General features: G+C 62.9%; 14 protein-coding genes and 1 tRNA gene. 5 read left to right on the top strand and 10 right to left on the bottom strand.

Annotated features, from left to right (window positions below; translation table 11 throughout):
- Positions 1 to 60 precede the first annotated feature (60 nt).
- The 3 genes from FRF71_RS11930 to FRF71_RS11920 are packed head-to-tail and all read left to right on the top strand — an operon-like array spanning position 61 to position 2,557.
- Positions 61 to 1,644 carry a pilus assembly protein TadG-related protein gene (locus FRF71_RS11930; protein ID WP_161597961.1) on the top strand — a complete coding sequence of 528 codons (1,584 nt, stop codon included), beginning with the start codon at positions 61 to 63 and terminating at the stop codon, positions 1,642 to 1,644.
- An 8-nt stretch (positions 1,645 to 1,652) separates the two neighbouring features.
- Positions 1,653 to 2,105: a TadE/TadG family type IV pilus assembly protein gene (locus tag FRF71_RS11925; protein ID WP_161597960.1), complete on the top strand. Its 453-nt coding sequence runs from the start codon at positions 1,653 to 1,655 to the stop codon at positions 2,103 to 2,105.
- The gene (locus FRF71_RS11920; protein WP_147090859.1) at positions 2,102 to 2,557 is read left to right on the top strand and encodes a TadE family protein; all 456 of its coding nucleotides are present in this window, start codon (positions 2,102 to 2,104) and stop codon (positions 2,555 to 2,557) included. The genes FRF71_RS11925 and FRF71_RS11920 overlap by 4 nt, the downstream gene beginning before the upstream one ends.
- Before the next feature lie 120 nt (positions 2,558 to 2,677).
- On the opposite strand, the gene FRF71_RS11915 is transcribed toward FRF71_RS11920, so the two are convergent.
- The 3 genes from FRF71_RS11915 to FRF71_RS11905 all read right to left on the bottom strand — a co-directional run bounded on the left by FRF71_RS11915 (position 2,678) and on the right by FRF71_RS11905 (position 5,533).
- Complete coding sequence (locus tag FRF71_RS11915; RefSeq protein WP_147090858.1) at positions 2,678 to 4,036, bottom strand: pyruvate dehydrogenase complex E1 component subunit beta; 1,359 nt, start codon at positions 4,034 to 4,036, stop codon at positions 2,678 to 2,680.
- Entirely contained in the window at positions 4,036 to 5,106 is a 1,071-nt protein-coding gene (pdhA, locus tag FRF71_RS11910; protein WP_147090857.1) for a pyruvate dehydrogenase (acetyl-transferring) E1 component subunit alpha, read from the bottom strand. Before pdhA ends, FRF71_RS11915 begins: the two co-directional genes overlap by 1 nt.
- 118 nt (positions 5,107 to 5,224) lie before the next feature.
- Positions 5,225 to 5,533, bottom strand: a complete 309-nt coding sequence (locus tag FRF71_RS11905; protein WP_147090856.1) for an FtsB family cell division protein — start codon at positions 5,531 to 5,533, stop codon at positions 5,225 to 5,227.
- Positions 5,534 to 5,874: 341 nt separating this feature from the next.
- Here FRF71_RS11905 and FRF71_RS11900 point away from each other — a divergent pair, with 341 nt between their 5' ends.
- Positions 5,875 to 6,219, top strand: coding sequence for a winged helix-turn-helix domain-containing protein (locus FRF71_RS11900; RefSeq protein WP_161597959.1), 345 nt, complete (start codon positions 5,875 to 5,877; stop codon positions 6,217 to 6,219).
- Position 6,220: 1 nt separating this feature from the next.
- Here FRF71_RS11900 and FRF71_RS11895 read toward each other — a convergent pair.
- From FRF71_RS11895 to grxC, 4 genes are all read right to left on the bottom strand, one after another.
- A tRNA-Arg gene (locus FRF71_RS11895) sits at positions 6,221 to 6,297 on the bottom strand.
- A gap of 37 nt (positions 6,298 to 6,334) precedes the next feature.
- Positions 6,335 to 6,802, bottom strand: coding sequence for a DUF1178 family protein (locus FRF71_RS11890; protein WP_147090854.1), 468 nt, complete (start codon positions 6,800 to 6,802; stop codon positions 6,335 to 6,337).
- 8 nt (positions 6,803 to 6,810) lie between these two features.
- Positions 6,811 to 7,629, bottom strand: coding sequence for a carbon-nitrogen hydrolase family protein (locus tag FRF71_RS11885; protein WP_147090853.1), 819 nt, complete (start codon positions 7,627 to 7,629; stop codon positions 6,811 to 6,813).
- A gap of 9 nt (positions 7,630 to 7,638) precedes the next feature.
- A complete protein-coding gene (grxC, locus tag FRF71_RS11880) occupies positions 7,639 to 7,902 on the bottom strand; it encodes a glutaredoxin 3 (RefSeq protein WP_147090852.1) in 264 nt (87 codons plus the stop codon).
- A 137-nt stretch (positions 7,903 to 8,039) separates the two neighbouring features.
- On the opposite strand from grxC, the gene FRF71_RS11875 reads away from it, so the two are divergent.
- Positions 8,040 to 8,513, top strand: a complete 474-nt coding sequence (locus tag FRF71_RS11875; protein WP_147090851.1) for an Hsp20 family protein — start codon at positions 8,040 to 8,042, stop codon at positions 8,511 to 8,513.
- Positions 8,514 to 8,737: 224 nt separating this feature from the next.
- Here the strand turns inward: FRF71_RS11875 and FRF71_RS11870 are convergent, their stop codons facing one another.
- The 3 genes from FRF71_RS11870 to tpiA form a co-directional block, all read right to left on the bottom strand.
- The gene (locus FRF71_RS11870) at positions 8,738 to 10,372 is read right to left on the bottom strand and encodes a CTP synthase (protein ID WP_147090850.1); all 1,635 of its coding nucleotides are present in this window, start codon (positions 10,370 to 10,372) and stop codon (positions 8,738 to 8,740) included.
- 100 nt (positions 10,373 to 10,472) lie between these two features.
- Positions 10,473 to 10,862 (bottom strand): preprotein translocase subunit SecG, encoded by a 390-nt coding sequence (gene secG, locus FRF71_RS11865; RefSeq protein ID WP_147090849.1) that lies wholly within the window; start codon positions 10,860 to 10,862, stop codon positions 10,473 to 10,475.
- A 73-nt stretch (positions 10,863 to 10,935) separates the two neighbouring features.
- Positions 10,936 to 11,694 carry a triose-phosphate isomerase gene (gene tpiA / locus FRF71_RS11860; protein WP_147090848.1) on the bottom strand — a complete coding sequence of 253 codons (759 nt, stop codon included), beginning with the start codon at positions 11,692 to 11,694 and terminating at the stop codon, positions 10,936 to 10,938.
- Between the last annotated feature and the right edge of the window lie 11 nt (positions 11,695 to 11,705).

Below are 11,705 nucleotides of genomic sequence, written 5' to 3'. Positions count from 1 at the left end.
AGCGTGCAATAGACCGATTCCACTCGCGGGGGCGCCATGATCGCTTCGATTCGTCGTACCATGCGCAAGTTAAAGCGCAGCACCAGTGGCAATGCCACGATGCTCGTCGCGCTCGGCATGCCGGCGCTGATCGGCAGCTCGGGCCTCGCGGTCGATTTTGCGCAGTGGTACATGTGGAAACGCGAGATTCAGTTCGCAGTTGACCAGGCCGCACTGGCCGGGGCCTGGGCGCGTAGCTCCACTACCAGCTCAAGCACCTATGTATCGCGTGCAAGGCAGGAGTTTACCGCAAACCTGGCCGCCACCCGTGGTGTGACATCGACCCCCACTGTGACGCTTGGCAATTACAATGGCGGTACCAACAATGCTGTCCAGGTAACGGCCACGGCCAGCAAATCGCTGCCCTTTACCACCTTCATTACGGGCGGCGATACCGTGGTAGCGGCCAGCGCCACTGCAACATTCTCACAAAGCCAGACCTTCAGAACCTGCATCTTGTCGGTGAACCCGACCGAGAACCGCTCGGCCATCTTCGGGAACGCGATCACCGGCGGATCGAACTGCGGGGTTGGCGCGCTTTCCACCGGCACGCAGGCGATCGTCGAAACAGGCGATTCCGAGGTCCAGCTAGGGGATATCGTCTCGGCGGGCGGGATCGAGGATACCTTCTCGAACAACGGCACGATCCATGAATTTGTGACCGGCCTGTCCAACCCCTACGCCGGCCTAGATGCGCCAAGCTCAGCCGGACAGCCTTCGCGCACCTATAGCTGCCCGACATTCTCGACCGGCACGACCAGCTGGACCGCACCTGTGACCGTCCGCACCGTAATCACGTATGAGTATCGGCGCGGCGCGAACAGCAATGGCACCAACATTACGGTCACTTCTGGCCAGGCCGGTTACATGGCCCCGTCCGATTCGACCACCGGCCCGTCGACCACGACCTATTACACTGCCCCGACACCTGGTACTACTACGGTTGGCCCAACCAACGGTACTTGGGAAAACGTGAGCGGATCCGGCCAGAACCGGATCTGGCGGCGTCCAGTAACCACCACCACCACCACGATCGGTACGGTGACGGGTCCGGTCACGACGGGCGCCAGCGATGGCATCGCCCGCCCGCTGCCTGGCGTCTACACCGGTATCAACATCACTTGTGACACCCAGTTCCAGCCCGGCATCTACTGGATCAGCGGCTCGATCGATTTCGGCAACAACCGGGCGGTATCAGGTTCAAACGTGATGTTCGTGATGACGGGCAGCTCGAACGACATTCGCATCAATTCCACCTCGATCGTCACGCTTTCGGGCATCAGCGAAGCGACATTGACGGGAACTTATGGCGTCAGCGCCAGCGATGCAGCGAAAATGAAGAACATGCTGTTCTTCGACAAAAACAATACCAGCGACTTCGATATCAACGGTAACGCCACGCTTGACTTGAACGGTATTCTTTACATGCCGTCCCGCGAAGTCAAAATTAACGGCAACATGAGCAGCGGCAGCCGCTGCATCATGCTGGTTTCCGACACGTTCTGGATCACCGGCTCGGCCAACCTGACCAATTTCTGCGCCCCCGATAGCGACGGCGGCATGCAAATCGGTGAGCGCCCGGCATCGGTGCGACTGGTGGCATGATGCGGGCCTTGCATTCCCTTCGCCAGCTCGCCCGCAACCAGCGCGGCGCAGTTATGATCGAGACAGCGATCGTGGCACCCGTGCTGATCCTGATGAGCCTGGGCGCGTTCCAGGTATCGGAGATTGTCGCCCGCCAGACCGAACTGCAGGAAGCTGCCGCGCAGGCGGCATCGATTGCCATGGCAGCGCCCCCCGATACGGCAGACAAGCGCGCTGTCCTTAAGGACGTAATCGTGGCCCAGACCGGGCTTGACTCATCGCAGGTGACGGTCACCCAGAAGTTCCGCTGCGGCACTGCCTCGAGCTTCGTCAACAGCGCTAGTTCCTGTGTCGGGGTCAAGGTCGCCAACTTCGTTCTCATCCAGCTGGACGATACCTATAACCCGGTCTGGACCCAGTTTGGCGTTGGTAGCGCGCTTCTTTTCAATGTTGATCGCTATGTCCTGGTGAATCAGACATGAGCTACAAATCCACCTTCTTGCCGGCAATTCGCCGCGATTCGAAAGGATCGGTTGCGGTCGAGTTCGCCCTGATCGGACCGGCGATGCTGGCAATGCTGCTGGGCGTGCTCCAGTTCGGCATTGGCATGCAGAACTATAATGCATTGCGTTCGGTTGCTGGCGAAGTCGCGCGCTATGCCGTTACCGATGCCCAAGATGCCGCGGCCCGTTCGAACATGACCTTGCGCGATACGAATACCCAGCTTGAGCAATATGCCCGGGAAGTCGCCACCGACTCGCCCTATGGCTTGCAGGGCAGCCGCCTGACAGCCACCGTTACCTCGGTTCCGACCCGCGTAGACGGCGCGAGCGAGCGCACGATCCAGCTGCAGTACAGCATCCCATCGATGCTGGGCATCATCGGGATCGACGCGATTCCGATTACCTACACCCAGACGGTATTTATCGCCTGACAGCGCCTGCGCGCGGGACGACTGCGACATTTCGCAGCCCTTCCCGCGCTAGCGCGGATAACGGTATGATGGCACTCAGCCATCCGGGGCAGATGAACTGATCACCCGCCCTGCCCGGCCTCAGCGATAGCAGACCTTGCGCACCGCAGCGGCAATCCGCGGCGCATCGATGATCGCGGCCTTCTCGAGGTTCGCGGCATAGGGCAGCGGCACGTCCTCATCGCAAACGCGCAGGACCGGGGCATCGAGGTGGTCGAAGCCGTCTTCCATGCAGATCGCCATGATTTCGGACGAGATCGAGCACTGCGGCCAGCCTTCTTCGGCCACGACCAGCCGGTTGGTCTTGGCCAGCGAGGTCAGCACCGCGTCCTTGTCGAGCGGGCGCAGCGTGCGCAGGTCGAGCACTTCGGCATCAATCCCTTCACCCGCCAGCACTTCGGCCGCTTCAAGCGCCAGGCCGACGCCGATCGAATAGGACACGATCGTCACATCCTTGCCTTCGCGCATGATCCGCGCCTTGCCGATCGGCAAGACGTGGTCATCCAGTTCTGGCAGCTCGAAGCTGCGGCCGTAGACCAGTTCGTTTTCGAGGAAGACCACCGGGTCATCGCAGCGGATCGCGGCCTTGAGCAGGCCCTTCGCGTCGGCCGCGTCATAAGGCGCGATCACGACCAGGCCAGGGACATTGGAGTACCACGGGCCATAGTTCTGGCTGTGCTGCGCCCCCACGCGGCTGGCGGCGCCATTGGGCCCGCGGAACACCACCGGGCAGCGCATCTGCCCACCCGACATGTAGTTGGTCTTGGCGGCAGAGTTGATGATGTGGTCAATCGCCTGCATGGCGAAGTTGAAGGTCATGAATTCGATAACCGGGCGCAGGCCGCCCATCGCCGCGCCAGCACCGATCCCGGCAAAGCCATATTCGGTGATCGGGGTGTCGATCACCCGGCGCGGCCCGAATTCCTCGAGCAGACCCTGGGTGACTTTGTAGGCGCCCTGGTACTCGGCCACTTCCTCGCCCATCACGAAGACGCGGTCGTCGCGGCGCATTTCCTCAGCCATGGCATCGCGGAGTGCTTCGCGGACGGTCGAGACCTGCATGTTGGTGCCGGCCGGGATCGCCGGATCGGCCTTGCGCGGCGTCGGCGCCGGACGTTCAGCTGCCTCGACCGGTGCAGCCGCTTCAACCGGAGCGGCAGCGGCGGGAGCTGCCGGAGCGGGGGCAGGAGCTGCTTCACCCTCTTCCCCAATCACAGCGATGACTGCGCCGACCTTGACCCCTTCGGTCCCTTCCGGAACCAGTATCTGGCCAATCACGCCTTCATCGACGGCTTCGAATTCCATCGTCGCCTTGTCGGTCTCGATCTCGGCCAGGATATCGCCCGACTTGACGGTATCGCCTTCCTTGACCAGCCACTTGGCGAGCGTCCCCTCTTCCATGGTCGGGGACAGGGCGGGCATCTTGAGTTCGATCGCCATCAGTAGCTCTCCACCAGCACATCGGTGTAGAGTTCGGTCATTTCAGGCTCCGGTGAATTCTCTGCAAAATCAGCGGATTCGGCAACGATGCTGCGAATCCGCTTGTCGATATCCTTAATGCGCTCCTCGGCAATCCCGCGCGCCAGCAGTTCGGCCTTGGCAGCTTCGATCGGGTCGTGCTTGTCGCGCATTTCCTGCACTTCCTCGCGGCTGCGATACTTGGCCGGATCGGACATGGAGTGGCCGCGATAGCGATAGGTGTTGAGCTCCATCAGCACCGGACCATTGCCGGCGCGGACATAGTCGAGCGCGATTTCGGCAGCGGCGCGCACTTCCAGCACGTCCATGCCGTTCACATCCATACCCGGGATGCGGAAGGCCGTGCCGCGGCGGTAGAACTCAGTCTCCGCCGAGCCGCGTTTGACCGCGGTGCCCATGGCATAGCCGTTGTTCTCAACCACGAAGACGATCGGCAGCTTCCACAGCGCCGCCATGTTGAAGGCTTCGTAGACCTGGCCCTGGTTGGCCGCACCATCGCCGAAATAGGCCATGCAGACGCCGCCATCGCCCCGATACTTGTGCGCGAAGGCCAGCCCCGCGCCCAGCGGCACCTGGGCACCGACAATGCCGTGACCGCCGTAGAACTTGTGATCGACGCTGAACATGTGCATCGACCCGCCCTTGCCCTTTGAAATGCCGGCGGCGCGTCCGGTCAGCTCGGCCATGATCACCTTGGGGTCGATGCCATAGGCCAGCATGTGGCCGTGGTCGCGATAGCCGGTGATCACGCTGTCCTTTTCGCCATCGAGCGCCGATTGCAGCCCCACCGCGACGGCTTCCTGGCCGATGTAGAGATGGCAGAAGCCGCCAATCAGGCCTAGGCCGTAAAGCTGGCCGGCGCGCTCTTCAAAGCGGCGGATCAGCACCATCTGTTCATAGAAGGTCAGCAGCTCTTCATCGCTGGCGGCATAGCGCTTGTTGGCGGCATGCGCTTCTTGCAGGCTGCGCAGCGCAAAGCCTTCATCGGCAGCGGCGGATGCAGCCTTCGCGGCAGTCGGTTTCTTGGCCAATTGTGGTCCCCTGGGGTGGAATCCTCTTCAGCCGCCTATAGGGCGGGAGTGCCGTAAGGGAAACCGGTGCATTCGTATTTTTGAGCAGGCCGCCGCGCCATGGCGGCGCAGCTGCAGATCAGTTGAGCAGGATCACCATCTCGTCGGGGTGGACGACGTTGAGATCCTTGCGCAGCAATTCGCCGGCCATGTCAGGATCGACATTGTCGGGATTGAGCAGGGCAACGCGGTTCTTGAGCACATCCCGTTCGGCCTTCAACTTTTCGAGCTGGGCGTGCTTTTCCGCCAGAGTGCGGTTGTATTCGCTCCAGGCCAGGATGCCGCTGGGTCCGGCCAGGGCCAGGCCGAGCAGGAACAGCAGGGCAAACAGGGGGGATGCCTGCCGAAGGTTCTGACTGATTATGTTCGGTTCGTTTCGCCCACCCATGGTTAACTTAGAATCATATTCGATTCAGCGATTCAAGTGGAAAGTATGAGGATTCGTCCTAATTTCCGGGCGCAGCAGAAAAATGAATCAATATCAACAAGTTGCCCTTGGTACGAAATCAACCCCGCTACAGAATGACTTCGGCTGGATTTGTTGAGAGCATCAAGCGCCGATTGTTCCGGGTGAACTACCGTAAATCCTGAGCGATCCGTCGCACAATCGATTGGCAGCACGCTGCGAAGCGGCCAGCAGTCCCCATCGGCGAAAGCGGGTCGCCATAACTGCGGGGGCGCAGGGATCGCAAGAATGCCAGTCGGGAGCCTAAGGTCATGGCGGTGAGCATGACCTGGCCGCAATATCTGCGGAGTGAATGCACGGTTACAGGATTTACCGTCAAACTTACCGAGTACGAAGCCGAGGCGCTGCTGCTGTTGATGCTGCGCTGCCCCAACCCAGTCAGCAAGCAAGAGATGATCGAATGGCTCTGGCCCGATCCTTCGCTTGAGCCGGAGTTTACCGAGAACATGGTCTACCACACCATGCGTCGCCTGCGCGCCAAGGTGGGGGAGTTCCACATCACCTCACGCGTGACCTTTGGCTACCGCATGATGCAGAAGCCTGAGCCAGAGCGCGGACGCGAGCGTGGGAAACGGGGGCCGGCGCGCAGTCTGCAGATGGCCGCCTAAGTGGTGCGCCTGACGGGATTCGAACCCATGGCCCCCAGATTAGGAATCTGGTGCTCTATCCTGCTGAGCTACAGGCGCCCGCGCCTCCCTTAGGGCGCGGCGCCGGGGCTGGCAATCAGTTCGCCTGATCGGGCGGGACTACGGGGAACGGCAGCGGCATTACGGCCACGCCTTCTTCCAGGAGTTCCGTGGCCTGTTCCAGCGTCGCCTGTCCGTGGATCGCTTCGGCTTCGCGCTCGCCATAGTGAATGGCACGGCTCGTTTCAGCGAAATCCTTGCCCACCCAGCGCGATTGCTTGAGCGCTTCGGCCTGCATTTTTGCCAGCTTTTCCATGACTGCCAAGGCTTCTGGCGGGAGGCCCGAAGCGACTTGGGCGGCCTGGGCGGGCTGTGCGGGGACAGACACCTGATTGCCCTTTCTTGGCACAGCCGGGGCCATAGGCGCCTTGGCAACCGAACTGGAACCGCAATGCGGACAATCGACCAGCCCGCGCCGCTGCTGTTCGACAAAGGCTTCGGATGAAGCGAACCAGCCTTCGAAGCGATGCCCGGCTGGCTGACAGATCAGGTCAAACACGATCATGGCGCGGCCTATGTGTGTATCGGCCGGCGATTGGCAAGACTGGGGAGCTGCGCGCGCACTTCGGCGATGCGCGCTGGATCGATCTCCGCAAAGCCGAGGCCGGGTTCCTCACCGCCCAGGTCGAGCAGCACCTCACCCCACGGGTCGATCACCAGGCTGTGGCCATAGGTCTCGCGCCCATCCTCATGCTTGCCCACCTGCGCAGCGGCGATGACATAGGCGCTGGCCTCAATCGCGCGTGCGCGTTGCAGCACGTGCCAGTGCGCCGCGCCGGTTGGCCGGGTGAAGGCAGCGGGAATGGCAATCGCATCGCAATGCGCCTGGCCCAGCGCCTCGAACAGCGCCGGAAAGCGCAGGTCATAACAGATCGTCAGGCCGAGCCGGCCGAGCGGCGTGTGATCGGCCGTCACCACCTGTTCACCAGGGGCATAGGCGCTGGATTCGCGCCAGCTCTCGCCCGTCGCCAGATCGACATCGAACATGTGGATCTTGTCGTACCGCTCCGCGATCACCCCGTTTGGATCGATCGTGAAGCTGCGGTTGGCCCAGCGCCCATCCGCGCGCGCGACGGCCAGACTGCCCAGCGCAACCCAGATCCCTGCCCCGGCGGCCGCTTCACGCACCGCTGCAAGGACCGGGTTCTGGCCTTCCGGCACGATATGCTGGCTGCCGCGCGCCCGGTCGCGGTCGAGCAGGCCGGACATCTCGGGCGTGAACAGCATGCTGGCCCCGCCGCTCGCCGCCGCGCCGATCGCGCTGACCAGGGTCTGTGCATTGGCCGCCGGGTCGATCCCGGTGGTCGTCTGCAAGACAGCGATACGGGTCATCGGGCGCGCTTACAGGCCTAGCAGCGCGTCAAGCTTGCCCGCGGAATCGAGCGCCATGATGTCATCGCAGCCGCCCAGCGCCTGATCGTCCACCAGCACCTGGGGCACTGTGCTGGCCCCGGGCACACGGCGCAGCATCTCATCCCGATCCTTGCCGCCGAAGGTAATGTCGATCTCGTTGTAAGAGACACCCTTGGCATCGAGCAGCGCCTTGGCGCGCACGCAAAAGGGGCAGCCCCACTTGGTGTAGATATCGACTTTCGGCGCGGACATGCGGGCTCCTCTTGAAACAGGCTGCGGCTAGCATACATCGGTGGCGGTGTCATGGTCCGCAAGGGGATGATGCCAAGCGGCAGGGCGCCACAACGGGTCCTGCCTTGAACCAGAATTGCTCATTGGAGGATTTTGCCATGAACCGTTTTGACTTTACCCCCTATCGCCGCACCATGGTTGGGTTTGATCGGCTGTTCGATCTGCTGGAAAACCACAACCGTCTGAACAGCGGTGACAATTACCCCCCGTTCAACATCGAGCGCCGCGGCGAGGAAAGCTATCGCATCACCCTGGCGGTGGCAGGATTCAAGCCCGCGGATATCGAGATTACCGCTCAGCAGAACCTGCTGGTGATCCAGGGCCGCAAGGGTGAAGAGCCCCAGGCCGGGCAGTTCCTGCATGTCGGCATCGCCCAGCGCGGGTTTGAGCGCCGCTTCGAACTGGCCGACTATGTCCGGGTTGAAGCCGCCAATCTTGAGGACGGCCTGCTGATCATCGATCTGGTCCGCGAAGTGCCGGAGGCGATGAAGCCGAAGAAGATCCCGGTTGGCACCCTGAAGGCACTGAGCGTGGTGAGCGACACAGCTGACGAAAGCAGTGTTGCCGCCTGATTTCCAACGATTTTAATGAATTGGGGGTGGGGCCTGGCGGCTCCACCCCCGCGACGCTTTCGCGCCGCCTCGTCGCGTCTTTGATCGTCCGGGTCGCAATAGACGATCAGACCATCGACAAGCCCTGAATTTCGCTGCGGCCCCCTTGGTCCCGGCTAAGGGAAACGACCGGACCATTGCAAGCGCAATCTTTGCAATTGCCTACGTTGCGTTAGCCAGACCTATCAAACCAGTCGCGCCTGCTGGACTGCCGCAGCGATGAACCCGGCGAACAGCGGGTGCGGATCGAACGGCCGGCTCTTCAGTTCCGGGTGAAACTGGACGCCGATAAACCAGGGATGGTCCGGCCGTTCGACGATTTCGGGCAGCAGCCCGTCGGGCGACATCCCCGAAAAAACCAGCCCACCCTGCTCAAGCGCATCGCGATAGGCTGAGTTGACTTCGTAGCGGTGGCGGTGGCGTTCCGAAATGGTCGTCGCGCCGCCATAAACGGAGGACACGTGGCTATTGGCGCCAAGCTTCGCCTCATAGGCCCCCAGCCGCATGGTGCCGCCAAGGTCGGTATTGGCACCACGCTTTTGCAGGCCTTCGGCGCTCATCCATTCGGTGATGATGCCAACCACCGGCTCGGCCGGCTCGCCAAACTCGGTCGAGCCCGCCCCGGCAATCCCAGCCGTATTGCGTGCGCCCTCGATGCACGCCATCTGCATGCCAAGGCAGATGCCGAAGAACGGCACCTTGCGTTCCCGGGCGAAGCGGACCGAGGCAATCTTGCCTTCCGAGCCGCGCACCCCGAAGCCGCCCGGCACCAGGATGCCGTGCATCGGCTCAAGCCGGTTGACGATCTCGTCGTCGCCCGCCTCGAACAGTTCGGCATCGATCCACTTGATGTTGACCTTGACCCGGTTGGCCATGCCGCCGTGCACCAGCGCCTCGTTGAGGCTCTTGTAGGCGTCCGGCAGACCGACATACTTGCCGACCACGCCGATCGTCACTTCGCCTTCCGGATGCTGATAGCGGTCGACAATATCGACCCAGCGCGACAGATCCGGCGCCGCACTCGTCATGCCGAAATGGTGCAGCACTTCCGCGTCGAGGCCCTCTGCATGGTACTGCAGCGGCACGGCGTAGATGCTGCTGGCATCAAGCGCCTGGATCACGGCTTCCTTGCGGACGTTGCAGAACAGCGCGATCTTGGCGCGCTCGTTTTCGGGCAAAGGATGCTCGCAGCGGCACAGCAGCAGATCTGGCTGGACGCCCAGGCTGGTCAGTTCGCGGACTGAGTGCTGGGTCGGCTTGGTCTTGAGCTCACCGGCGGCCGAAACATAGGGCACCAGCGTGACGTGGACCGAACAGAACTTGTCACGCCCCAGCTCGTTGCGCAGCTGGCGGATCGCTTCGATGAAGGGCAGGCCTTCGATATCGCCGACCGTGCCGCCAATTTCGCACAGCACGAAATCGAGGTCGTCGGTATCGGCCAGGGCGAAGCGCTTGATCTCGTCGGTTACGTGCGGGACGACCTGGACCGTCGCGCCCAGGTAATCGCCACGGCGCTCCTTCGTGATGATGTCGCGATAGATCCGGCCTGACGTGATGTTGTCCGCCTGGCGCGCCGAAACGCCGGTAAAGCGTTCGTAGTGGCCCAGGTCGAGATCGGTCTCCGCGCCATCGTCGGTCACGAAGACTTCGCCGTGCTGATAGGGGCTCATCGTGCCCGGATCGACGTTCAGATAGGGATCGAACTTGCGGATGCGGACCTTGAATCCGCGAGCCTGCAGCAGCGCTGCAAGGCTTGCCGCCATAAGACCTTTGCCAAGCGAGGAGACCACGCCGCCGGTAATGAAAATGAACCGCGCCATGGGAGTCGGGCCTTAAGCAATAAAGGTGGTCGCGGGCAAGCACTGCCTGCCGCAATCCACAAGTTCGGAGAAACGGCCCGCCGCAAAGCGGGCCAGACTTTTACTGCTTGGCCGGACCTTCCGGAGCAGTTGCCGGGGCCGAAGCGCCCGCAGCCGGAGCCGCCGGGCTGGCAGCCGGGACGGCCAGCGGATCGGCGCTGACCGGCGGGCCAGCCGGAGCGACGGTGCGATTGAGCGAGGTATCAAGCCCGCTGCCCGACGCGGTGCTGGCCGCGATTGCCGCCAGGGCAATGCTCAGCACCACAAACAGCGTGGCCAGAACTGCGGTCGAGCGAGTCAGGAAATCCGCCGCCCCGCGCGCTGACATCAGCCCGGCCGGGCTACCACCCACGCCCAGGCCGCCACCTTCCGACTTCTGCATCAGGATCACGGCGACCAGCATGGCGGCAACAATGGCCTGCACAACGGTAAGGAAGATAAAGAGCGACATGGGCGGCTTTCCGCTGAAGAGATTAAGTTGCCCGCGCATCTAGGCGCACGGAGGCCCGGTTGCAAGCTTGGCGCTATTCTTCGCCGGGACCGCCGGCAGCGAGAACAATCGCCAGGAAGCTGTCCGCCTGCAGGCTGGCGCCGCCAACCAGAGCCCCGCCCACTTCGTCGGCCGCGAGCAGTTCCGCCGCATTCGCGGCGTTGACTGAACCGCCGTAGAGGATCGACACACCCGCGCCGTCCTCGCCATAGATCGTAACCAGCCGCGCGCGGATCGCGCGGTGGATCGCGCCGATGTCTTCAACCGAGGGCACCCGACCGGTGCCGATGGCCCAGACAGGTTCATAGGCGACGGTTACGCGCCCGGCGACGCCTTCACCCACCGGCAGCGAGCAGTCGAGCTGGCCGCAGACAACAGCTTCAGCCTGGCCAGCGTCCCGCTGGGCCTCGGTTTCGCCAACGCAGACAATCACTTCGAGCCCGGCAGCCAGCGCCGCTTCCGCTTTGGCGCGAACGATTTCATCGGTCTCGCCATGCATCGCCCGGCGTTCGCTATGGCCCAGGATCGTGAAGCTGGCGCCGCTGTCCGCCAGCATCGCCGCCGAAACATCGCCGGTATAGGCGCCGCTGGCAGCGGCGTGGCAATCCTGTCCGCCGATTGCCATGGTCTCGGCATTCTCGGCCAAGGCCTGGATCAGGGTGAACGGCGGGGCGACCGCAACCCGCACGCCGGCATGCCGCGCCGCGCCGCGATCGATCGCGCGGGCTTCGGCCAACATTGCCCGCGTGCCGTTCATCTTCCAGTTGCCGACAATGAAAGGCCGATTAGCCATGCCCGTTATCC

The sequence above is a fragment of the Novosphingobium ginsenosidimutans genome, assembly GCF_007954425.1.
Taxonomy (GTDB): Bacteria; Pseudomonadota; Alphaproteobacteria; order Sphingomonadales; family Sphingomonadaceae; genus Novosphingobium; species Novosphingobium ginsenosidimutans.
Note: the sequence above shows the minus strand (reverse complement) of the source record. Positions and strands in the feature narration are given on the sequence as shown.